This is a genomic window from Microbacterium sp. 10L49 (assembly GCF_056395125.1).
The window spans coordinates 724,351-747,136 of record NZ_JBFTIW010000003.1 but is presented as its reverse complement, the minus strand read 5'-3'; the positions used below and the strand labels follow the sequence as shown (position 1 = coordinate 747,136).

The following is a 22,786-nucleotide window of genomic DNA, read 5'->3' as shown; positions in this document are numbered from 1 at the left end:
CGTCAGTGTCACCACGGTGCCATGGTTATCCACAGGCGCTGGAACGGGCTGCGCGGACCATCACTGTGTACCGGATGGCCGCCATCGCGCTCCCGCGATGCCCTCTCGCCCGCTGATCCGGGCTGTGCGCCCTCAGCCCGCCGGCAGGTGGTCGCAGTCCGGGGTCGGTGCCTTTCCGTCCCGGCGGTCCAGGGTCCACTGCTCGAGCTGCGGCGTGAGCGGCGAGTCGGGCCCCACGAGCTCCACGTGCCCGAGCCCCGGGTAGGTGCGGTAGTCGACGGGGATGCCGGCATCGCAGCGAGCCTTGACCCACTCGTCCTGGATCACGGGCTTCACGAGCGGATCCGCCAGACCCTGGGCGACCAGCAGGGGAGCAGGGAACGGCCCCGTGGGCTCCTGCTCCTTGAGCTTGTCACCGAAGGGCCCCGCCAGCAGCGCGTTCGGGAAGATCTGGTTCGGCACCTGACTGCCGCGCAGGATCGCCGCAAGGCCGTCGTGCCCGTTGAAGCAGAGTCCACCGATGCGTTCCACGGGACCTGCGGATCCGGGCGTGAGGTTCTTCTCGACGTCGAGATCCGGGAACACCTTGTCCCAGGTCGCGGCGATGTACGCCGAGACCGTCTTGCCCGCCGTCTCCGACTTGATGGCCTCGGCGAGCGCGTACAGGTTCGAGGCCGGCGCGAACGCGGCGACGCCCTTGACCGTGAACTCCGGGGCGTACGACGCGGCGATCTGACCCGTCCACAGCGATCCCTGACCGCCCTGCGAGTGGCCCCAGATCACCGTGTCGGTGGAGACCTTGAGCTCGCTGAAGCCGAGCACGGCCTTGGACGCGTCCCACACGTTGCGCGCCTCCGCGTCGCCCACGAGGTAGGGATGCGGGCCCTTCGTGCCCAGACCGATGTAGTCGCTGGTCACGGCGACCCAGCCGTGCTTCGTGACCATGTCGACCATCGCCGTTCCCGCGCCGTCGGCGAACGGCTCGGCGCTGAGCGAGGGCGCGCAGCCGGGGACGACGCCGACCGTGCCATGCGAGACGGTGAGCAGGGGGAGTGGATCCGGTCCGGGATCCGCCGGTGCGAGCACGGTGCCGCTCGAGACCGCCGGGGATCCGTCGGGGTTGGTTGTCGTATAGAGGATCCGCCAGGCCTTCGCCCCAGCCGGCACGCCGACGGTCATCGGTGCGGAGCGGATCAGGGTGCCGGCCTGCGCCGGCACGTCGGCGGGCGGGGTGTAGAACGCGTCCGGCACCGGCAGCGGGGTGCCGCCGAGCAGCGCGCCGCTGCCCGCGGCGAGCGCGACCGCGAGCACGAGGGCGACGCTCGCCCCGATCGTGCGGAGCCAGCGCACCCCGCGACGTCCACCCGGGGCGCGGGGCGCCTGGGGGCGACGCCAGAGCACCCGCACGAGCAGCTGCAGCCCGATGAAGACGAACCACGCCCCCACTCCGAGGCGGAACACGACCAGAGTCAGCACGGGCCAGAACACCGTGACTGCGGCGACAGCCAGTGTCGCGACGGCCCCGATGATGCCCGTGACGCGCTGGTCCGCGCCGGGCCGGAACGCCCGTATGACGGTCGCCACGGCGAAGACGACCAGCGCCACGGTGAGGAGCTGCGCCAGCAGGGGCGCGCCCGCTGCGGGCCACAGCGCCATCCCGGCGCCCAGCAGCACGAGCAGTGCACCGAGCACCCGGCTGACGATCACGGGAAGCGAACGGGATCCGGATCCGGGTCCCTCGGCGCGGTCACCGGGCACGACCAGAACGGCGACACCGACCAGCAGGATCCCGATCCCGGTGACCAGCGCGATCGTCTGCACCGTCATCGACACGAGGAGGAAGACGGCGCCGACCGCGACGAGCGCGAGCCCCAGCACGATCCGGATCGCCGTGCTCTGCCGGGCGATCACGCCGATCGGGCGAGCGATCCCGCCGCTCAGGCGGTCGGAGCGTCCGCGTCGGGCCTCATCCGGATCCGGTAGGACTGCACTCTCGTCGCCGGCCACGGTGCCCCCTTCGCCTCACGGGTCACTCGGCCGCTCAGCCGCGATCCGCATCCTGCGATCCCCGTGCCGGGGTGCGCTGAGGCCAACATACTGGCCCTTCGGCTGCAGTGTGAAGAGTCTGCGCGCGGGCGGAGTCCCTGCCCGCACGACGGGACAGGGACTCGGCTCACGGCGCGGGTCAGCCCACGCCGATCGCCAGGACCAGCAGGCCCGGCGTCTTGCCGTCCGTGTAGGCCGGCCGCTGCGGCAGCGTCACATAGGCGACCTGCTTCGCGCCGTCGATCGGGATCGTGCTCTCGAAGAGGCTGAACGGGCCGTTTCCCTTGCCGCTGGGGGTGTTGCGATAGGCCATCTTCGTGAACAACGTGTTCCCCGTCGCCGGCTGGTTGTAGTAGTAATCGCCGGCGGCGAGCGTGAACGAGCTCGTGGATCCGTCCGTGTACGTCACCGATGCCGTGCCGGACACCGGGGTGGGATAGGCGTTCACGCCGAACACCACGAGTTCGAGCGCGGTGCCCTGCCCGTGCACGGCGATGCTCTGCCCGCTGGCCCATACCGCGTTCTTCTCACCCGGCGTGAACTGCGGCCAGGTGTAAGCGACCTTTGCGCCCTGAACGGTCGCACCGGGAGCGATGCCCTTGGCCTTCAGCAGCTCGTTCGAGGAGAGGCTGCTCCGGCTGAGCGCGAGATCGCCCGTATACGGCGAGGCGCCGTCCGCGGTGATGGCCACATCGTTGTAGGCGGCCTCGACCGACGCGAACAGGGCGCGCACTTTTGCGTCCGTCGCGACGCTGCCGAGCAGGCCGTCACCGGCGGTCACGGTCGCGGTCAGCGTCGCCGTGCCTTCCGCGGCGTCGGCGGGCGGAGTCACCGTCCAGGACAGCTCCGCGCTCGCGCCGGACTTCAGCCCATCCGGAACGCTCGCCTGGATCGGGGTCACCGTCCATCCGTCCGGCGCCTGCAATGCGGCCGTCGCGCCGCGCGTGGGCTTGGCGCCCCAGAACGTCGCGGTGACGTGCACGGTGACCTGCAGGCCCGCCGCGGCCGAGACGGACGGCATCCGCAGCACCGCCGACGGATCCGTGTGGGCGCCGACGCCCTGATCCGCGCCCAGGTTCACCGGGCCCGTCTCAGGCACCGGGGTGCCGGTGATGTCCCGTCCGCCGTTGTCGGCGACCGCGAGACCGGCGCGGAAGGCCGGCGAGAACTGGCGCAGCCCGAGACCGCCGAGATCGTCGAGGCCGGTCGGCTTGTGGGTCTCCTCCACGAAGCCGGGGTCGTCGCCGAGACCGCCCGTGTTGACGGCGCCGTCGGCATTCGCGGGCACGCCCGTGACGCCGATGAAGAGGTTGTGATCGAACGACAGCCCGGGGCCGCGCACCTGCACGCCCATGGGAGCGCCGCGGTTGACCATGATGTTGTTGCTGAACGTCACGCCACGGCTGGTGCTGTTGTCGTCCTGGAGAAAGTACGTGGGCGTCGCGTGCTCGTCGACGATGGTGTTGTTGTAGATGTGCGTGTCCTGGATGTTGCCGGGGCACAGCTGGAACACCCGCGCCGCGTCGTCGTAGCTCATGTTGTAGCGGAACACGGTGCCCCAGGTGCGCGCACCGGAGTAGGGGCAGACGAGCAGCAGGCCGCCCGCGTTGTCGTGGCTGTAGTTGTACTGGAAGACGGTGTTCTGGGATCCGCCGTCGTCGTCGAAGGACATGCCGTCGTGGCTGTTGCCGCCCCCGGACACGTCGTTGTACTGCACGAGCGTGTCGTCGGCGTTGAAGGGCCAGATGCCGGCGTTGGCCACGGCGGATCGGAGCTGGAAGCCGGCGAGGGTGTTGTGCTCGATCACCGCGCCTTTCGTCGTGTCGACCTTGATGCCGTCGCCCGCGACGCTCGTCAGGGTGTTGCCGGCGATGACGACGCCCGTGCTCGGCGTCCACGGGCCGAGGCCGCTGGTGTCCTGGGATCCGACCTCGGGACGCTTGTTCCAGGTCGACTTGAAGTAGATGCCCTCGCGCCCGACATGCGTGATCGTGCTGTCGCGGATCTGCAGCCCGTCGATCCACGTCGCCGTCGTCTTGCCCCCGATGCCGATCTGGATCGCGGCGGATCCATTCAGTCCCTTGTTGTCGTCGCCCATCACGTCGTGTACGTCGAGACGCTGCAGCACGTAGCCGCTCGCCTTGCCGAAGTCGGTAAGGGAGAGACGGATCCCGTTCCGCTCGGTGCCGGGATTGGCGGCGTTCGTGATCGCGAGGTCCTGCACCGTGATGTGCTCGATGTCCTTCAGCAGCACGGCGTCGTGCGCGCCCGCGCCGTCGATGACCGGCGCGGCGCCGTCGCCGTAGGCGCCCACGACGATCGGCGCATCGGCGGATCCGGATCCGTGCGGAGTCAGCGTGCCCGTGCACGTCGTGCCGCGAGCGAACAGCAGCGCATCACCGGGCTGGAGCGCGAGAGCGTTCACCTCGGCGAGGGTCGTATACGGGTGGTCGGCGCTGCCGTCCGCGCCGGCGTCGGCCGCGCCGCAGTCGACGCGATACTCGGCGCCGGTCGCCGCGGCGGCGGTCAGCGCCCCGAGCCCGGCGAGCGGCAGAGCCAGAGTCGCGGCACCGGCGAGGATGCCCGTCCAGCGGCGGATCCTCCCCAATGCGGCAGTGGGATGGGGATGCGAAGTGCGGGCCATCGTGCGTTCCTCCTCGAATGCAGTCCTGTGCCCCCCATGGTCACGGGAAAGCGTGTTCCAACGAAAGGAAGCGAACGGATTCGCACACGTACGAGCGGAACCGATCCGGTCGGCTCATGCGGCAATGACATCGATCGTCCGGCTGTCACGAGAAGGAGGGACGCGGCCGCTCTGAGCACGGAGACGAAGAAGGCCCGGATCCTGAGACCCGGGCCTTCTTCGTTCTGTGCGCGAGGGGGGACTTGAACCCCCACGCCCTTGCAGGCACTGGCACCTGAAGCCAGCGCGTCTACCTATTCCGCCACTCGCGCATGTCGGTCCTCGCGAACCAACCTCCCGAGAATATCACGCCCCGAGACCGGGTTCGAACCACGGCGCCGCGCCCGCAGGCCGCCCCATCCGCGAGACTGCATCTGCGTCGCGAGACAGCGCGATAGTCCTGCAGTCTCGTGACGGAGTTGCAGTTTCGCGGATCCGCACGCCGGATCCGCACGCGGGATCCCGCGACGCCGGATCCCGCGACGCCGGGCCCCACGCGGATCCGAGCCCCCACGCCGATCCGGGACCCCTCGCGGATCCGAGCCCCCGCGTTCCGCCCGCCGTGTCGCCCGGCCGCTTCAGGGTTTCCTGCGTATCGCGCCGTCCGGGGCTTCATTCAGGCCGTGTCGCTAACATGGCCGTACCGATCGGTGAGCCATGGGAGCCCAGTGGGACTACTAGACAGCTTTGAGAAGGGTCTCGAGCGCGCGGTGAACAGCGCGTTCGCGAAGACCTTCCGCAGCGGCATCCAGCCCGTGGAGATCGCCTCGGCCCTGCGCCGTGAGATGGACACCAAGGCCGCTGTCGTCAGCCGCGACCGCATCATCGTGCCGAGCACCTTCCTCGTGAATCTCAGCGGCGAGGACGCGACGGCCATGCACGGACTCGGATCCGCCCTCATCGACGAGCTGCACGTGCTGGTGAAGGAGCACGCCCGTTCCCAGGGCTACAGCTTCGCCGGCCCCGTGAACATCGCCCTCGAGGCCGACGACAAGCTCGCCACCGGCACCGTGCGCGTCGAGTCCGCCTCGACCTCGAGCGCCGGACGGGTCACGTGGCAGGCCGAGATCTCGACCGGCGGATCCCGGTACCCGCTCACGAAGGCCCGCACCGTCATCGGGCGCGGCAGCGATGCCGACATCACCATCGCCGACGCCGGATCCAGCCGCAAGCACGCCGAGGTGCTGTGGGACGGCGACCACGCCATGCTCCGCGATCTCGGCTCGACCAACGGCACCAAGCTCGACGGCCAGCGCGTGCGCGAGGCCCAGCTGGAGAGCGGCATGGTCATCACGATCGGCCGCACGGACCTGACCTTCCAGGTCGTGCCCGTCTCGGCACCGGCCCGCGGCGGCCGCGGCGACGACGCGACGCGCGCGTTCGGGGTCAATCCGTGAGCGAACTGACACTGCTCCTGCTGCGCATCGGCTTCCTCGTGCTGATGTGGTTCTTCGTGTTCGCGGTCGTCTACTCGCTGCGCGCGGATCTGTTCGGCGTGCGCGTGCGCAAGCTTCCTCAGGGCCAGGCCGCGGCGGCGAGCGCTCCCGCGGCGAAGCCGGCGCCCGCCAAGCCCGCGGCCGCGCCGAAGGGCAAGCTCGGCGGCCCCGCCACCACGTCCACCGTCACCAAGCTCGTCATCACCTCGGGTCCGAAGGCCGGCCTCGAAGTGCCGCTCGGATCCGAGCCGATGTCGATCGGCCGCTCCAGCGAGTCGGGTCTCGTCATCCGCGACGACTACACGTCCAGCCACCACGCGCGACTGCTGCTGTGGGGCGAGGCGTGGATGCTGCAGGATCTCGACTCCACGAACGGCACGTTCCTGAACGGCGAGCGCGTCGGCGCCCCGGTGCCCGTACCGATCGGCGCGCCCATCAAGGTGGGCGCCACCACGTTCGAGTTGCGGGCGTAACCGGCGACCATGGTCTTCGAGGGCTCGAGCGCCGCGATCTCCCACACCGGGAAGGTCCGCTCCAACAACCAGGACTCCGGTTACGCCGGGGCGAACCTGTTCGTCGTCGCCGACGGCATGGGCGGCCACGCGGGTGGCGACGTCGCGAGCAGCATCGCGATCCACCGGCTGCAGAACCTCGACCACGCCTACCCCTCCACCATGGACGCGGAGGCCTCGCTGCAGGCCGCCGCGACCACCGCCGCGGGCGACATGATCCGCGCCGTCAAGGACCGCCCGGAACTGGCCGGCCTCGGCACCACGCTCGACGCGATCATCATGGTCGACGACTACGCCGTCATCGGCCACATCGGCGACTCACGCATCTACCTCTACCGCGACGAGACGCTCACCCAGATCACCACCGACCACACGTTCGTGCAGCGCCTGGTCGACTCCGGGCGGATCACCCCCGAGGAGGCGCGCTATCACCCGCGCCGCTCCGTGCTGATGCGCGTGCTCAGCGACATGGACGCGGATCCCGAGCTCGACATGTTCGTCATGCCGACGCTGCCCGGCGACCGCTGGGTGCTGTGCTCCGACGGCCTGTCCGGCGTGGTCGACGAGGCGCACATGCAGAAGACGCTGCGGCTCGGCATGGCGCCGGGGCGCACCGCGGACGGCCTGCTGCGCTACGCCCTCGACGGCGGCGCCCCCGACAACGTCACGATCGTGATCGTCGATGTCGGCGGCCAGCACCCCGTGCTCTCCGGATCCGCCACGGTCGTCGGCGCTGCGGCGAATCCGCAGGGCATCGTCGTTCCGGCGGCGCGCCCGGCCCGTCCCAGCTGGCTGCACCCCGTGCGCCAGGCGGCGAACGAGCCGACGCACTTCGAGCCCGCCGCCGACTACCTCGAGGAGCTCATCGAGGAGGACCACCGCCGGTCGGTGCGCCGGCGGGTCGGCTGGATCACCGGTCTCATCGTCGTGATCGCGCTCATGGCGGCCGCGCTGTTCGGCGCCTACGCGTGGACTCAGACGCGCTACTTCGTGGGCGTCGACACCCAGTCGGACACGGTCGCGGTCTTCCAGGGGATCCAGCAGGATCTCGGTCCGATCTCCCTCTCGCACGTGTACGACGACACCGGCATCAGCATGTCCGATCTGCCGAGCTTCAACCAGTCGCTCGTGCAGCAGACCATCACCGCACGGTCCCTCGACGATGCGAACGCCATCGTGGAGCGCCTCCGCGCCTCGGCCGGGACGGGGAAGAAGCCATGACATCCACCGCACCCGCACCTCACGCCGGCGACGTCGCCGCCGACACCGCCGTGCTGCGCGCGCTGCGCAAGATCCGCGGACCGCAGACGCAGCGCAACCGCGAGTTCTGGCTCCTGCTCTTCGCCGTGGTCGTCGCGGGCGCCGCGCTCACCCTCGTGCAGCTGGGCGCCCTGGGCCGGATCGACCCGATGATCCTGCTCATCGGCGGCGGGCTCGCCGTGCTCGTGTTCGCCCTGCACATCGTGCTGCGCTTCGTGGCCAGCGATGCGGATCCGTTCGTCCTGCCGATCGCGACGCTCCTGACCGGCGTCGGGATCGCGGAGATCTACCGTCTCGACATCGCGGCGCACCGGGTGGGCTTCGATGCCTACTCGAACAAGCAGCTCATGTGGATGGCGATCTCGGTGATCGGCGCCATCGCCCTCGTGATCTTCCTGCGCAACTACCGCGTGCTGTACCGCTTCACGTACCTGTCGGGCCTGACCGGCATCGTGCTGCTGATCCTGCCTTTCGTCCCCGGCCTCGGCGTCGACGACGCGAACGCGGACGTCTGGATCAACATCGCCGGACTCGGGATCCAGCCGGGCGAGCTCGCGAAGATCTTCCTGGCGATCTTCTTCGCCGGCTACCTGGTTCGCACGAGGGAGAGCCTGTCCTCGGTGGGCAAGCGCTTCGCCGGCATCACCTGGCCGCGCATGCGCGAGCTCGGGCCCGTGATCGTGGTGTGGCTGATCTCGCTCGCGATCATCGTCGCCCAGCACGACCTCGGCACCGGTGTGCTCATCTTCGGCATGTTCATCGTCATGCTCTACGTCGCGACCGGCAAGACGAGCTGGGTGCTCATCGGCGTCGCGGGCGTGGTGGTCGGCGTCGCGATCGTGTCGCAGTTCCTCACCTACGTGCAGAACCGCTTCAACACCTGGATCAACGCCTTCAACCCGGACCTCATGGAGGACCAGAGCTACCAGCTCACGCAGGGCATCTTCGGCCTCGCGCACGGCGGACTGCTCGGCACCGGCCTCGGCCAGGGCCGTCCGCAGATCACGCCCGTCGCCGAGAGCGACTTCATCATCACCAGCCTCGGCGAGGAGATCGGCCTCATCGGGCTGTTCGCCCTGCTCTGCCTGTACATGGTGTTCGTCAGCCGCGGACTGCGGATCGGCGTCGCCGGGCAGGACGACTTCGGCAAACTGCTGGCGGTGGGTGTCTCGTTCACGATCGGCCTGCAGGTGTTCATCATGGTCGGCGGCGTCACCCGGGTGATCCCGCTGACCGGGCTCACCACGCCGTTCCTCGCCGCGGGAGGATCCTCGCTCATCGCGAACTGGCTCATCGTCGGGCTGCTGCTGCGCATCTCCGACGGTGTGCGTCGCCAGCCCAGGGTCGTGATCGGATGAGGAAGGTGATCGGATGACGAAAGAGCTCCGTCGGATCAGCATCCTCGTGCTGGTCATGTTCCTCGCCCTGTTCGGCTCGGTGAGCTGGATCCAGGTCGTGCAGGCCGATGCGCTCTCGCAGAACGACGCGAACCGGCGCACGCGTCTGGACAGCTACGAGATCCAGCGCGGATCCATCCTCGCGGGCGACACCCCGATCGCCACGTCGACGCCGTCGGGCGACATGTACTCGTTCCAGCGGGTGTACACCGACCCGCAGATGTGGTCCGCCGTCACGGGCTACTACAACCCGGCCCTGGGCAGCGCGACCGGCATCGAGAAGGCCATGAACAGCGAGCTCAGCGGCACCGGCAGCACGCAGTTCCTGTCCTCGATCGAGCGCATCATCTCGGGCCAGCCGCAGAAGGGCGCGAACGTGCGCCTCAGTCTCGACCCGGTGGCGCAGAAGGCCGCCTACGACGCCCTGCAGGGCTACCAGGGAGCCGTCGTCGCCATCGAGCCGAAGACCGGGCGGATCCTGGCCATGGTGTCCACCCCCGGCTTCGACACGAACTCCCTCGCCGTGCACGACGGGACCGCGGCCAACAAGACCTACGACGGGCTCGTCGCCGATCCGAACAAGCCGCTGAACAACCGCGCCATCGGCGGCAACATGAACCCTCCCGGGTCCACGTTCAAGCTGGTCGTGGCCAGCGCGGCGCTCGACTCCGGCAAGTTCACGATGCAGTCGACGTTCCCGAATCCCGCCGCCTACACGCTGCCCGGCACGACTACCGCGGTGCACAACGCCTGGGGCGGCACCTGCGGCGACGGGCCGACCGTGACCCTCGCCGATGCGATCCGACTGAGCTGCAACATCCCGATGGCAGAGTTGGCCGTTCAGCTCGGCGACAAGGACATCCGCGCCACAGCGGAGAAGTTCGGCTTCGGCAAGGCGTTCTCCCTCCCGCTGGAGTCGACCCCGTCGACCTATCCGAAGAGCCTGTCCTCCGACCAGACCGGTCTCACCGGGTTCGGTCAGGGCGACGTACGGGCGACCCCGCTGCAGATGGCCATGGTGGCCGCCGGCATCGCGAACGACGGCGTCGTGATGAACCCGCGCATGGTGGATCAGGTCCTCGGCGACGATCTGTCGGTGCAGAAGCAGTTCGACAACACCCAGTTCGGGCAGGCCATGAGCTCCGAGCAGGCCGCGGCGATCACCGCAGCCATGCAGGCGTCGGTCTCAAGCGGCGCGGCGCAGGGTGCAAGAATAGACGGAGTCGACGTGGCCGGTAAGACGGGCACAGCGGAGAACGGCGACACAGATCCCTACACGCTGTGGTTCACCGGCTTCGCGCCCGCTTCGAACCCGGAGATCGCCGTTGCGGTCGTCGTCGAAGACGGCGGTGGGCAAGGACAATCCGGATCCGGTGATGCAATCGCATCACCGATTGCCAAGAAGGTCATGGAGGCGGTGCTGAAGAAATGAGGCCGACGCAAGGTGTGCATTTCGGCGGTCGCTACGAGCTGCAGTCTCGGATCGCCATCGGCGGCATGGGCGAGGTGTGGGAGGCGACCGACCACGTCATCGGGCGGACCGTCGCCATCAAGATCCTCAAGGACGAGTACATGGGGGATCCTGGCTTCCTCGAGCGCTTCCGCGCCGAGGCCCGCCACGCGGCCCTGGTGAACCACGAGGGCATCGCGAGCGTCTTCGACTACGGCGAGGAGAACGGCTCCGCGTACCTCGTCATGGAGCTCGTGCCCGGCGAGGCCCTCTCGACCATCATCGAGCGCGAGGGCACCCTCAGCGCCGACAAGACGCTTGACATCGTCGCCCAGACCGCCTCCGCACTGCAGGCCGCGCACGCCGCGGGTCTGGTGCACCGCGACATCAAGCCCGGCAACCTGCTGATCACGCCGGACGGCCGCGTCAAGATCACCGACTTCGGCATCGCCCGCATCGCCGACCAGGTGCCGCTCACGGCGACCGGTCAGGTCATGGGCACCGTGCAGTACCTCTCGCCCGAGCAGGCGTCCGGGCACGCCGCATCCCCGGCTACCGACATCTACTCGCTCGGCATCGTCGCGTACGAATGCCTGGCCGGAAAGCGCCCGTTCACGGGCGAGTCGCAGGTCGCGATCGCGATGGCGCAGATCAATGACACCCCGCCGCCGCTGCCCGCCACGGTGCCGCAGCCGGTGCAGAACCTGGTCATGGCGATGATCGCGAAGAAGCCGGCGGACCGGCCGAGCTCCGCCGCCACCGTCGCCCGTGCCGCGCAAGCGCTGCGCCGCGGCGACCTGAACTCCGCCGCGATCGCGGTGCCCGCTGTCATCGCCGGCGTCGTGGGCGCCGGTGCCGTCGCGAGCTCCGACGACGCCATGACGCAGCTCATGGGCGCGACGCAGGGTGCGACCACGATCATGCCGACTACGGCGCAGATCCCGACCGAGGCCGATGCGGCCCCGGAGAAGAAGAAGCGCAGCCCGTGGACCTGGCCGCTGATCGCCCTCATCGCGCTGCTGATCATCGTGCTCGGCGGCACCATCTGGGCACTGCTGTCGAACCAGAAGGCCCCGGAGCCCGGACCCTCGACGTCATCGTCGGCCCCGGTTGTCACCCCGACGAAGACCACGCCCACGCCGACGCCGACGGCCGACACCGTCGCGCTCAGCACGCTGGGCCTGGTCGGCCAGACCTGCGACGCCGCGGTGCAGACGCTCAAGGGCGCAGGCCTCGACGGATCCTGCTCGACGGGCGACAGCGCCCCCGCGCAGGACAAGGTCGGCACGGTCTACAGCACCGACCCCAGCGGCGGCAACGTCAAGAAGGGCACGTCGGTCAAGCTCACCGTCTACGGCGACCTCGCTCCGATCGGCGCACCCGACTCGCCGCCGACGCTCGGCGGACCGGCGATCGCCGGGCAGACCGTGCAGCTCAGCTGGGCCGGCTTCGTGTGCCCCAGCGGCACCGGCAACGTGTCGGGCTACGTGGTGACGCTGACCAACGCGACCTTCGTCGGCGACGGATCCCAGAAGCCCTTCGACGCCGGCACGCTGAACGCGCAGATCTCGATCGCGAACCAGCCCGGAGCTCAGGTCACCGCGACGTACATCGCGCTGTGCGGGGACAGCAAGCGCGAGAGCGGTCCGTCGCCGCAGATGGCGGATCCGATCCTGCCGGGCACCGGCCCGGTCACTCCGGCACCGACACCCTGACGTCGGTCAGCAGTACGAACGAGAGAACCAGGGGGGTCCTCTGTGGCGACGATCACGCGTGTGATGTCGGGTCGGTACCGCGTCGATGACCTCATCGGCCGCGGTGGCATGGCCCATGTGCACCGGGGGTACGACCTGACCCTCGGGCGCGAGGTCGCGATCAAGATCCTGGACAGGGAGCTCGCGCGCGACACAGCGTTCCGCACCCGGTTCCGGATGGAGGCGCAGGCGGCGTCGCGCATGTCGCACCCCTCGATCGTGCGCGTGTTCGACGCGGGCGAGGATGCCACCCCCGAGGCCGGGGGCACCGCTGCCGAGCCTGTGCCGTTCATCGTCATGGAACTCGTGCACGGCGAGCTGCTGAAGGACATCATCGCGCGCGGTCCGGTGTCGACCGCCGACGCGGTGCGCTATGCCGACGGCATCCTCGAGGCTCTGGAGTACTCGCATCGCGCCGGTGTCGTGCACCGCGACATCAAGCCGGGCAACGTGATGATCACACCGGCCGGCACGGTCAAGGTGATGGACTTCGGGATCGCCCGTGCCGTGTCGGACTCGTCGTCCACGGTCGCCGAGACCACGCAGATCATCGGCACCGCGGCGTACTTCTCGCCGGAGCAGGCCAAGGGCGAGCAGGTCGACGCGCGCACCGACCTGTACTCCGCCGGCATCGTCCTGTACGAGATGCTGACCGGACGGCAGCCGTTCCGCGGCGACTCCCCGGTGGCCGTCGCCTACCAGCACGTCAGCGAGACCCCGCTGCCGCCGAGCGAGGTGCACGACGAGGAGCACTCCGCCGCCGAGCTCGAGCGCATCCGCGCCCTGGATCCGGTCGTGCTGCGCGCGATGGCGAAGGATCCCTTCCAGCGCTTCCCCGATGCGGTCTCGTTCCGCACCGCGCTCGACGACGCCGTGACGGGCGCCGTCCCCACGAAGAAGCAGCTGTCATCGCTCACCAGTGAGCTGTACGGGCCGAGCCCGCGGCACGCCCAGGAGACCGCGCGCACCCTCCGCCAGCTCTCCACCGACACGACCATGACGCGCACGCAGTCGGGTCCCCCGGTGGCGTGGATCTGGGCCGGCGTGGCACTGCTCGTGGTGCTGCTGGCCTCGGTGCTGATCTGGGTGCTCGCGATCAAGCCCACCACGGATGTGCCGAGCGCCACCCGCACCGTTCCGAGCCTGGCGGGGCAGACCTACGAATCGGCTGTCGCGCTGCTGTCGAAGAACGACCTGCGCGCCATACGCATCGACCAGTCGGATGCGACCGTCGAGAAGGGCAAGGTCGTCAGCACCGAGCCCGAGGCCGGCACCCACATGGACAAGGGCCAGTCCGTCACCGTGTACGTCTCCAGCGGCGCGGCCGATGTCAAGGTCCCGCAGCTCGTGGGCCTCAGCGCCACCGCCGCCAAGGACGCTCTCTCCAAGGCGGGTCTGCAGCTCGGATCCATCCGGCAGGAGAACGACCCCCGCACGCAGCACGACATCGTGCTGTCGTCGAGCGTGCAGGCCGACACCAAGGTCGCTCCGGGTACCGTCATCGACCTCGTCGTCGCGAGCGGCGTGGTGACGCTGAACAACCTCACGGGCTGGACGCTGGACTCGGCGACCCAGACGCTGCAGGAGCTGGGGCTCACGGCGAACCCGGTCGGCAACCCGAACTGCAAGGCCACGGATCCGAAGACGGTCGCGTCGATGTCGGCGCCCCCCGGAGACGTTCCCGTGCTGTCGACGATCGACCTGAGCTACTGCACCGGCAAGTGACGCGTCGGCGGGCGTTGAGCGCGCTGCGCGCAGCGCACGGTCGTTGAGCGAACCGAAGGCGAGACGAAACGCGGAGATTAAGCGCGGTGCCCTCCCTGATCCGCTCAGGTCGGGGTCGGCGCGGGCTCGATGCTCACATCGCCGGGCGAGATCAGCGGGCTCACCCAGGGGAACACCCAGAACATGAGTCCGTACAGCACCGCGGCCAGCAGCACCAGCACGATGATCAGCCGCACCCACCACGGGCCGGGGAGGATGCGCCACAGCGCGCCGTACATCAGCTCACCGCCTTCAACGAGGCCGGGGCGCCCAGGGCCCGCGGCTGGAAGCTCTCGAACACCCCGTACGCCACGATGCGCTCGGCGAGCGAGTACAGCGGCGAGCACGCCGTGAGCGTGATGTACCGGCCTCCGGGGGCGCCCGCCGCAGCCGGATCCGGTTCCTGCGGGACGGGATCCAGAACGTCGACGCTGTCCGGCGTCACGTACTCGAGCGTGCGGAACCGATAGGTGTACCAGCCCTGCTCCGTCTCGATCACGATCGCGTCGTTCAGGCGCAGCCGGTCGAGCTGGTTGAACGGCTTGCCCCAGGTGGTGCGGTGCGCCGCCATCGAGAGGTTGCCGACCTGCCCTGGCATGCCCGAGCCCGGGTAGACCCCGATCCAGCCGTGGTCGAGGGTGTCGGGCCGGGTCACACCGCCCGCGATCGTGACGGCGTAGTCGGTGCCCCAGCGCGGCACGCGCATCAGGGCGCCCCACGGCACGCCGTCCTCCGGCGCGGTCATCACGGGCGGCTCGTATCGGGGGTGCGCGCCGTCGACGCCGCTCCCGTCGTCGATCTCGGCCGGCAGCGCGGGGGCCGGATCCTTCGCCCACTGCGCGCTGATGGACTGCCCCTTGTCGTTCGCCGCGGCGCTCATGATGATGTCGCCGATCCACATCTGCCACGCCACGTACAGCAGCACCACGACGCCCGCGGTGAGCAGCAGCTCGCCCAGCACGCTCGTGACCGTGACACGGCGGCGCGCTCGCCCGCCCCGGCCGGCACGGCGTGCGGCGGCTCGCGGGGCGTCGGTCATCCCGCGATCCTACCGAGGCGACCTTTCCTCGCGAACACCACCTGATGTGCGCTGCGGCCCGTTGGGTAGACTGGGCCCATGGCACGATCCCGCAAGCCCGAAGAAGCCGTTGTCGAGAAGGTCGACGGCGGCACCGCTCCCAACGCCGTATGGTTCAAACCGGTCATGGTCGGCTTCATGCTGCTGGGCCTGGCCTGGATCCTGGTCTTCTACATCACCGGCATGCAGTACCCGATCCCGGGCCTGCAGTCCTGGAACCTGCTGATCGGTCTCGGCATCGCCCTGATCGGCTTTCTGATGACGACGCGCTGGCGCTGACGCCACCGCTCTGCTTCTCGAGACGCCCTCGCTCACGCGGGGGCGTTTCTGCATTCCAGAGCGGGAATCCCGCAGGGTTGTCCACGGATCCAGGGGGTTATCCACATTCTGGGGATGGATATGCACACCCCTCCCCGAAGTTATCCACAGATCTATCCCCATGTGGGGAGAATTACACGGCTGTTATTCACACGCCTCGGAGGACGACGAACGGCCCCCACCCGAAGGCGAGGGCCGTTGTGGTCCGGTGCTCAGCGGCCGGCGGTGATGAGCAGGGGAGGAACGATCGCGACCACGGCGAGCAGCACGAGGACGAGCGCCGAGACGAGGCCGATCCACCAGAACCTCGCCGTGCCGCGGCCGCTCGTGCGGACGTAGACGAGCGCCACCAGCGCGCCGACGACGGCACCGCCGACGTGTGCCTCCCACGCGATCCCCGGCACGATGAATCCGTACACGAAGTTGATGGCGAGCACGACCAGCGCTCCGACGATGTTGCCGCCGAGGTGGCGGCCGATCACGATCAGCGCGACGAACAGGCCGAAGATCGCCCCGGACGCCCCGACCGTGGGCTGCGCCGGATCGATCAGAGCCATCGCGACGGACCCGCCGAGACCGCTCACGAGATACAGCGTGAGGAACTTCGCGCGACCCAGCAGCGGCTCGAGCTGCTGCCCGACCATCCACAGCGCCAGCATGTTGAGGCCGAGGTGGATGAAACCGCCGTGCACGAGGAGTGCGGTGAGGAGACGCCAGGGCTCGAACGGCAGTCCGGACAGTGACGGGTAGAGGTACGCGCCCGCGAACTGCAGGTAGCCGGTGATGACCGAGCCGATTCCAGGGAGCAGCTGTAGCAGGCTCACCGCGGAGGTGATCGCGAGGATCCAGTACGTCACGATCGGACGCCCGCCCACGGCGGTCATCGACCGCGCGCCCCAGCGCCGGTTGGCGCGACGCTGGGCCGGGGTCTGGCTGCGACGCTGCTCCTGCATGCACTCCGGGCAGATCACGCCGACCGGGGCCTGCGTCTGGCACTCGGGGCAGATCGTTCGCATGCACCGCTGGCAGAGCACGAAGCTCTGCCGTCCGGGATGCCGGTAGCAGAAGTTGTCGGGATTCGCGTGGAACTCCGAAGTCGTCATCCGTGCGCTCCGGAGTCCGCTCGCGGAGTCAGTTCGCGACGATGTCGACGGACTGCAGCACCACGTCCTCGACCGGGCGGTCGCCCGCACCGGTGCGCACCGCGGCGATCTCGTCCACGACGGCCTTGGACGCGTCATCGGCGACCTCGCCGAAGATCGTGTGCTTGCCCTGCAGCCACGGGGTCGGGTCGGTGGTGATGAAGAACTGCGAGCCGTTGGTGCCCTCGACCTGGCCGGTGATGGCGTTGCGACGCAGGCCCGCGTTGGCCATCGCGAGGATGTAGGGCTCGTTGAAGTTGAGCTCGCCGTGGATCTCGTCGTTGAAGTTGTAGCCGGGGCCACCGACGCCCTGGCCGAGCGGGTCGCCGCCCTGGATCATGAAGTTCGGGATGATCCGGTGGAAGATGACGTCCTTGTACAGCGGGCCCTCGCCGGGCTTGCCGGTGGCGGGGTGCGTCCAGGATCCGGTGCCATCGGAGAGTTCGACGAAGTTCTTCACCGTGCGGGGAGCGTGGTCACCGTAGAGGTTGACGACGATGTCTCCGTGGTTGGTGTGCAGCGTGGCGACGTGAGTGGCGTGAGGCATGGATCCATTCTCGCATCGGATCCCTGCGACCTTCCGATTCCCCTGTGAACTTCTCGGATGCACACCCGCCGCACAGGCACTTCTCTGGCAGGATGGGGAGTCCGAACCCCGTTTCGATTGGGAGGGCATCGTGAGCCTGAGCCGCAAGCGTCAGAAGGAACTCCGCCAGCTGCAGAGCGAGGCGAACAAGCTGTGGGCCGCGCAGCAGGTCATCGTCGGCGATGCCGCGAACGTCGCCCGTGAGGCGGGAAGGCAGCTCGACAACTTCCGCCGCGAGCAGGTCGTTCCCACCGTGCAGGACGTGTACGAGCACCGTGTGGTTCCTGCCGTCGACAAGAGCATCAAGTTCTCTCGCGACGTCGTCGACCACAAGGTCGTCCCCGCGATCGGCGGCGTGGTCGGATCCGCTCTCAGCGCGTGGGACATCGCGAACGCCAAGCGCACCGGCACCCCGTACACCCCGCGCGCCGTGGTCGCGGTGCCTGCAGAGCGCAAGAGCGGACTCGGCATCGGCGCCGTCATCGCGATCGTGCTCGGCGCCGCAGCCGCGGTGGGCGTCCTCGTCGCCGCCTGGCAGGCCCTGCGTGCCGACGACGAGCTCTGGGTCGCGGACGACCCGCTGAACGCCCCCGAGGCGTGAGCACGTCCGCTTCGCCGGCTCCCGAGCCCGTCGAAGGGTCCGTTTCCGAGCCCGTCGAAGGGCCGCACGCCCGCGTCCGCGACGCCGCGGCCGCACGCGGCCTCGACATCGAGATCCGCGAGCGCCCGGCGGCGAACAGCCTGCAGGAGGCCGCGGCGCTGCTCGGGCTGGATCCCTCCGGCATCGTGAAGACCCTCGTGGTCAAGAGAGCCGACGACACGTTCCTGTTCGCGCTCATCCCCGGCGGTCGCAAGATCTCCTGGCCGAAGCTGCGCGCCCTCGTGGGCGTGAACCGGCTGAAACTCCCGGAACCGGCCGTCGCACTGGCCGCGACCGGCTACGAACGCGGCACGATCGTCCCGATCGGCAGCACCACCGACTGGCCCGTTTTCGCCGATGAGACGATCCGCGGGCGGCGGATCGCGATGGGCGCGGGTGCCCACGGCTACAGCCTGTTCGTGGACGCCGACGACCTCATCGCGGCCTACGACGCGACCGTCGCCGACATCTCCGAACCGGAGTGATGACACGCCCCTGCGCAGCGTGCGAGCGCGGGGGTAGCATCCGGGAATGACGGATGCACTGGATGCGTGGTCGGAGTTCCACGTCGCGATGCTGGGCGCGACTGCGGCCCTCGCCGGGCTGGTCATCGTCGCGGCGAGCGTCAACATCGAGAAGATCATCCTCGCCAAGGCCCTGACCGCGCGGCTCGCCGCGGCGATCGCGGGGCTGGTGCTCGCGATCCTCACCTCGGGCATCGCCCTCATCCCCGCACTCGAACCGCTCTGGTTCGGCGTGCTCCTGCTGGCGACGACGGCCGGAGCCGCGGGGTTCCAGGTGCATGCCGCGCTCGCCCTCCGGCACGATCCCGGGCTGGGCAACACGGTGCCCCGCGCGGCTCTGGGCTTCCTGCCGCTGATCGCCTACACCGCGGCGGGCGTGCTCCTGCTGACAGGCCGGCCCGTCGGGCTGATGTTCGCGGCTGCGGGGTCACTCCTCGCGCTCGTCGTCGCGATCGTGATCTCCTGGGTCGCCCTGGTCGAGGTCCTGCGCTGACTCAGCCCTTTACGCCCGCCATCCCGAGAGCGATATCCACGAGGCGCACGCGCTGCAGACCGGCGACCTCGTCGAGCGCGTACCAGGCGGCCATGTCGGTGGATCCGCCCTTCTCGAAGCGCAGCTTGCCGCTCACGATCCGCGCCCGGTACACGATGCGCAGCGTGTGCAGCGGATCGGTCGCCCCGGGCGTGACACGGCGACGGGCCGGGATCACCCGGGAGTGGATCCCGAGCAGCTCATCGACGACCACCTTGTAGCCGGTCTCCTCGCGCACCTCGCGCCGGACCGCGGTCTCCGGATCCTCACCCGGCTCCAGCCCGCCCCCGGGCATCGTCCACGACACCCGGCGACCCTCGGTCCACCGCGCCAGCAGCACACGTCGGTCCTCGTCCAGGATGACCGCGTATGCCGCGACGCGCATGTCCATGGTTCACACCCTAGGCCGTCCCCGACTGGTACGGCGCGGTCAGCTCACGCGCCGCCCACCGAGGTGCACTTCACGCACCACGGCCTCGGCGAGATCCTCCGCCGGCACGGTCAGCGGATCTCGATCCAGCACGATCAGGTCCGCGAACAGACCAGGGGTCAAGGACCCGACCTCGTGCTCGCTGAACAGCTGCCACGCCGCGTTGGTCGTGTGCGCGGCGAGCGCCTGCGCACGAGACACCGGAGCGCCGGCGGGCATGACCATGCCCGAGCGCGTGCGCCGGGTCTCTGCCACGGCCATGTTTCGCAGCGGCTCGGCAGGGGTGACCCAGCCGTCGTTGTGGAACGTCGCGCGGTGTCCTGCGGCGAACGCCGCGCCCGCGTCCGCCCATGCACCGCCGCGCTCCGGTCCGAACAGGTCGTCGACCAGCACCTCGCCCCAATAGGTGATGTGGTCCACGAAGAGGCTGACCGTCACGCCGAGCGCCGCCGCGCGTTCGAACTGTTCGCGGGTCATCGCGCCCACGTGCTCGAGGCGGAAGCGGTGATCGGTCAGGCCGTGCTTCTCGATCAGCTGCTCGTACACGTCGAGCGTCTCGTCGATCGCGAGGTCGCCGTGCGCGTGGCAGGCGAGCTGCCAGCCGGCGGCCGCGTAGGGCTCCGCGATCTCGTGCAGCTCGGCGGTGCTGTAGTTCGACCTGCCGCGGTGCCCCGGCTCCAGACCGAGCTCGCGGGTGGCGGCCGTGTCGAGGTAGGCGAAGCTCGTCGCGATGTTGCCGATCCACGGCGAGCCGTCGGTCCAGGTCTTGGCTCCGACCTGGCGCATCATGCCGTCCTCGGATCCACGTCCGCGCCCGGGGTGCGCCGCCGGGGAACCGCCCGGACGGGACGTCTCGTACCACCGCAGCCGGAGCGGCATCCGCCCGGCCGCACGCAGCGCGTCGACGGCCGGATTCAGCGCCGGGTTCCAGCTGAGGTCCGAGACGGTGGTGATCCCGCGGCGGGAGAGGTCGGCGAAGTGGGCGCCGAGCAGCTCCACGATGTCGGCCTGCGCCGCACGCAGCAGCGGAGCGGCGACCCGTTCGACCGCACCCGCCTCGAGCGCGACCCCGTTCAGCTCGCCGTCCGCGGTGCGGCCGAACGAGGCGCCCACCGGATCGGGCGTGGACCGGTCCAGTCCCGCGGCGACCGCCGCCGCGGCGTTGAAATACGCCGAGTGCCCGGAGTTGTGCACGATGACGAGCGGCGTGGATCCGGCGAGCCTGTCGAGCAGACTGATGTCGGGTTCGGGCAGACCGCGCTGGAGCAGGGCATCCCAGCCGTTCGCGTAGACCGGCGCTCCCGCGGAGGCCGCGATCGCCGTCCGCAGAGCGGTCATCACGCCGTCCGCGTCCGGCACGACGACGGGTCGCAGATCGACCACGCGATCGGACAGCAGCACGGCGGCGGTGCCCGGGTGCCCATGAGGTTCGATGAGTCCCGGCATCGCCCAGCCGTCCAGCGGCACACGCTCGGCCGACGGATCCCGGGCGGCGAGGTCCTCCGCCGCGCCGACGGCGATGATGCGCCCGTCGTCTGCGACGAGCAGCCCGTCCACCAGATCCTCGGCGGCGGGGGAGAGCGGTCGGATCCGGCCCGTGAACAACGTCGTCATGACGCCATCGTGACAGGTTCCCGGAACGCGCTGCCCGATCGGGGCCGCCCGCGCGCCCGATCGGATCGATCAGTTCTGAAGAAGCGCCCGTCCGCACAGCTTCGTACGCTGAAGAAGTCCCCGGATCCGCGGGACGATCGAGCGGAGGATGCCATGACCGAGAACAACGCCCCTGTACTGAGCGACTTCGAGCGCGCCGCCGTCAAGGAGGCCGCGAAGGAGAGCCGCACCCGCGCCGCCCGCAAGAAGGTGAGCCCCGAGGAGCTGCGCGCCGCCGGCGAGGCCGACGTGCTGGCCAAGATCGCGGAGATGGATGAGGAGGACGGCCCCCTCGCGACCGCCCTGCACGGCCTGGTCGCCGAGAACGCGCCGCATCTCGTCCCCAAGACCTACTACGGCATGCCCGCCTGGGCGAACGCCGCCGGCAAGGTCGTCTGCTTCTTCAAGCCGAAGGCCAAGTTCAAGGTGCGCTACGCCACGTTCGAGTTCGAGTGGCCGGCGCAGCTCGACGACGGCACCGTGTGGCCCGTGTCCTACGCGGTGACCGCGCTCACGCCCGCCGACCTCGCCTTCCTCGGCGAGCGCATCCGCACCGCGGCCCCTGCGGAGTGACGCCGGATCCGGACTCCTGAGGTTCAGGTCGCGATTTCGGCTGCAAAACCGGCCCGGATGGGACCGAATCTGCGACCTGAACGCGGGGATCGCGACCTGAACAGCGGGCCGGACGCGGCGATCCGAACGCAGGGATCGGGCGGGATCCGGCCGGCGGGATCGGATCCGGATCCGTCACTCCCCGCGCAGGTGCGCGGCGGTGAGCTCGGCCATGTCCTCGTCGCTGAGCTCATCGAGGCTCCGCGACTCGCGCTTGTCCATCCGGAGCCAGCGCATCATCAGGATCACGAGGATCGGCACGTCGACGACTTCCGCGATGAGCCACAGCAGGTCTCCGGAGAGCTGCTGATCGCGCAGCGGATTCGGGAACCACAGCGGCAGGGCGCCGGGCCAGGCGCCGGCGTGATCGAAGACCACGGTGCCCAGTCGCAGCAGCACGCCGGGGACCGCGTCGAGCACGAGCTCCACGAACGCGAACAGGAACTCCGCCACGATGAACAGGCTCGTGCGGGCCACGGTGTGCGCCGCCATCGGCAGCACCATCAGGAGCCCCAGCAGCGGGACCAGCACCGAGATCACGGCCTCGGCGACAGCGCCTGACCGCAGCATCGCCGACAGCGGCGTGAAGAACACGGCGAAAACCAGGCAGGTGAACACCGGGGCCATGATCGCGTTGCCGAAGAACTTCGCGAGCCATGACCGCAGGAAGCCGTTCATGCGGGCGCGGGGCCGCGCGGACAGTACCGTCCGGGCCAGCGCCACCGGCCGGCCGAACGTCACCAGCATCGGTACGACGAACAGCAGCAGCGCGATCCGTGTCGTGAACGCCCAGCGGAGCTCCGTGCTCCACGTGCCGAGGAACCCGAACGACACCCAGGCATACGAGCCGAGCCCGAGCAGCAGGTACATCAGCGTCAGCCGCAGCGGCCAGCGGTGGCCGCGTCGGCGCAGCGCTACGACACCGCCGAGGTAGAGCCCGGCCGCGACGATCAGCACCGCGAGTGCTGT

General features: G+C 69.7%; 21 protein-coding genes and 1 tRNA gene. 12 read left to right on the top strand and 10 right to left on the bottom strand.

Going from position 1 to position 22,786, the window contains the following annotated elements; all coding sequences use genetic code 11:
- Window positions 1–132: 132 nt before the first annotated feature.
- From AC1DCT_RS11350 to AC1DCT_RS11340, 3 genes are all read right to left on the bottom strand, one after another.
- Window positions 133–2,007 carry a lipase family protein gene (locus AC1DCT_RS11350; RefSeq protein WP_477429232.1) on the bottom strand — a complete coding sequence of 625 codons (1,875 nt, stop codon included), beginning with the start codon at window positions 2,005–2,007 and terminating at the stop codon, window positions 133–135.
- A gap of 178 nt (window positions 2,008–2,185) precedes the next feature.
- Entirely contained in the window at window positions 2,186–4,690 is a 2,505-nt protein-coding gene (locus AC1DCT_RS11345; RefSeq protein ID WP_477429230.1) for a right-handed parallel beta-helix repeat-containing protein, read from the bottom strand.
- A gap of 227 nt (window positions 4,691–4,917) precedes the next feature.
- Window positions 4,918–5,001, bottom strand: a tRNA-Leu gene (locus AC1DCT_RS11340).
- A 396-nt stretch (window positions 5,002–5,397) separates the two neighbouring features.
- Here AC1DCT_RS11340 and AC1DCT_RS11335 point away from each other — a divergent pair.
- The 7 genes from AC1DCT_RS11335 (at window position 5,398) to pknB (ending at window position 14,263) form a co-directional block, all read left to right on the top strand.
- Entirely contained in the window at window positions 5,398–6,126 is a 729-nt protein-coding gene (locus AC1DCT_RS11335) for an FhaA domain-containing protein (protein ID WP_477429228.1), read from the top strand.
- On the top strand, window positions 6,123–6,638 hold the full coding sequence (locus AC1DCT_RS11330; RefSeq protein WP_477429226.1) for an FHA domain-containing protein FhaB/FipA: 516 nt from the start codon (window positions 6,123–6,125) through the stop codon (window positions 6,636–6,638). Before AC1DCT_RS11335 ends, AC1DCT_RS11330 begins: the two co-directional genes overlap by 4 nt.
- A 9-nt stretch (window positions 6,639–6,647) precedes the next feature.
- A complete protein-coding gene (locus AC1DCT_RS11325; RefSeq protein WP_440732757.1) occupies window positions 6,648–7,898 on the top strand; it encodes a protein phosphatase 2C domain-containing protein in 1,251 nt (416 codons plus the stop codon).
- Window positions 7,895–9,295, top strand: coding sequence for an FtsW/RodA/SpoVE family cell cycle protein (locus tag AC1DCT_RS11320; RefSeq protein ID WP_477429224.1), 1,401 nt, complete (start codon window positions 7,895–7,897; stop codon window positions 9,293–9,295). The genes AC1DCT_RS11325 and AC1DCT_RS11320 overlap by 4 nt, the downstream gene beginning before the upstream one ends.
- 13 nt (window positions 9,296–9,308) lie before the next feature.
- Window positions 9,309–10,766: a peptidoglycan D,D-transpeptidase FtsI family protein gene (locus AC1DCT_RS11315; RefSeq protein WP_440732755.1), complete on the top strand. Its 1,458-nt coding sequence runs from the start codon at window positions 9,309–9,311 to the stop codon at window positions 10,764–10,766.
- Window positions 10,763–12,499, top strand: coding sequence for a protein kinase domain-containing protein (locus AC1DCT_RS11310; RefSeq protein WP_477429222.1), 1,737 nt, complete (start codon window positions 10,763–10,765; stop codon window positions 12,497–12,499). The genes AC1DCT_RS11315 and AC1DCT_RS11310 overlap by 4 nt, the downstream gene beginning before the upstream one ends.
- Window positions 12,500–12,562: 63 nt before the next feature.
- Window positions 12,563–14,263: a Stk1 family PASTA domain-containing Ser/Thr kinase gene (pknB, locus tag AC1DCT_RS11305; RefSeq protein WP_477429220.1), complete on the top strand. Its 1,701-nt coding sequence runs from the start codon at window positions 12,563–12,565 to the stop codon at window positions 14,261–14,263.
- 104 nt (window positions 14,264–14,367) lie between these two features.
- On the opposite strand, the gene AC1DCT_RS11300 is transcribed toward pknB, so the two are convergent.
- Together AC1DCT_RS11300 and AC1DCT_RS11295 are read right to left on the bottom strand one after the other, a co-directional pair.
- Entirely contained in the window at window positions 14,368–14,541 is a 174-nt protein-coding gene (locus tag AC1DCT_RS11300) for a hypothetical protein (RefSeq protein WP_441976537.1), read from the bottom strand.
- Complete coding sequence (locus tag AC1DCT_RS11295; RefSeq protein WP_477429218.1) at window positions 14,541–15,341, bottom strand: class E sortase; 801 nt, start codon at window positions 15,339–15,341, stop codon at window positions 14,541–14,543. Before AC1DCT_RS11295 ends, AC1DCT_RS11300 begins: the two co-directional genes overlap by 1 nt.
- A 78-nt stretch (window positions 15,342–15,419) precedes the next feature.
- Here AC1DCT_RS11295 and AC1DCT_RS11290 point away from each other — a divergent pair, with 78 nt between their 5' ends.
- A complete protein-coding gene (locus tag AC1DCT_RS11290; protein ID WP_477429216.1) occupies window positions 15,420–15,659 on the top strand; it encodes a cell division protein CrgA in 240 nt (79 codons plus the stop codon).
- 251 nt (window positions 15,660–15,910) lie between these two features.
- On the opposite strand, the gene AC1DCT_RS11285 is transcribed toward AC1DCT_RS11290, so the two are convergent.
- Both AC1DCT_RS11285 and AC1DCT_RS11280 read right to left on the bottom strand, forming a co-directional pair.
- Entirely contained in the window at window positions 15,911–16,801 is an 891-nt protein-coding gene (locus AC1DCT_RS11285; RefSeq protein WP_477429214.1) for a rhomboid family intramembrane serine protease, read from the bottom strand.
- 28 nt (window positions 16,802–16,829) lie between these two features.
- Window positions 16,830–17,387, bottom strand: a complete 558-nt coding sequence (locus AC1DCT_RS11280) for a peptidylprolyl isomerase (RefSeq protein WP_233310797.1) — start codon at window positions 17,385–17,387, stop codon at window positions 16,830–16,832.
- A 169-nt stretch (window positions 17,388–17,556) separates the two neighbouring features.
- Here AC1DCT_RS11280 and AC1DCT_RS11275 point away from each other — a divergent pair, with 169 nt between their 5' ends.
- The 3 genes from AC1DCT_RS11275 to AC1DCT_RS11265 all read left to right on the top strand — a co-directional run bounded on the left by AC1DCT_RS11275 (window position 17,557) and on the right by AC1DCT_RS11265 (window position 19,083).
- A complete protein-coding gene (locus AC1DCT_RS11275; RefSeq protein ID WP_440733203.1) occupies window positions 17,557–18,027 on the top strand; it encodes a DNA helicase in 471 nt (156 codons plus the stop codon).
- A 107-nt stretch (window positions 18,028–18,134) separates the two neighbouring features.
- Window positions 18,135–18,551: an aminoacyl-tRNA deacylase gene (locus AC1DCT_RS11270; protein ID WP_477230355.1), complete on the top strand. Its 417-nt coding sequence runs from the start codon at window positions 18,135–18,137 to the stop codon at window positions 18,549–18,551.
- Window positions 18,552–18,597: 46 nt separating this feature from the next.
- Window positions 18,598–19,083 (top strand): hypothetical protein, encoded by a 486-nt coding sequence (locus AC1DCT_RS11265; protein WP_477429212.1) that lies wholly within the window; start codon window positions 18,598–18,600, stop codon window positions 19,081–19,083.
- Window position 19,084: 1 nt separating this feature from the next.
- Here AC1DCT_RS11265 and AC1DCT_RS11260 read toward each other — a convergent pair whose 3' ends face one another.
- Complete coding sequence (locus tag AC1DCT_RS11260; protein ID WP_477429210.1) at window positions 19,085–19,513, bottom strand: NUDIX hydrolase; 429 nt, start codon at window positions 19,511–19,513, stop codon at window positions 19,085–19,087.
- A 39-nt stretch (window positions 19,514–19,552) separates the two neighbouring features.
- The gene (locus AC1DCT_RS11255; protein WP_477429208.1) at window positions 19,553–21,166 is read right to left on the bottom strand and encodes an amidohydrolase; all 1,614 of its coding nucleotides are present in this window, start codon (window positions 21,164–21,166) and stop codon (window positions 19,553–19,555) included.
- A gap of 153 nt (window positions 21,167–21,319) precedes the next feature.
- On the opposite strand from AC1DCT_RS11255, the gene AC1DCT_RS11250 reads away from it, so the two are divergent.
- Window positions 21,320–21,778: a hypothetical protein gene (locus AC1DCT_RS11250; RefSeq protein ID WP_477429206.1), complete on the top strand. Its 459-nt coding sequence runs from the start codon at window positions 21,320–21,322 to the stop codon at window positions 21,776–21,778.
- A 174-nt stretch (window positions 21,779–21,952) separates the two neighbouring features.
- Here the strand turns inward: AC1DCT_RS11250 and AC1DCT_RS11245 are convergent, their stop codons facing one another.
- Window positions 21,953–22,774 (bottom strand): cytochrome c oxidase assembly protein, encoded by an 822-nt coding sequence (locus AC1DCT_RS11245; RefSeq protein ID WP_477429204.1) that lies wholly within the window; start codon window positions 22,772–22,774, stop codon window positions 21,953–21,955.
- Window positions 22,775–22,786: the final 12 nt, after the last annotated feature.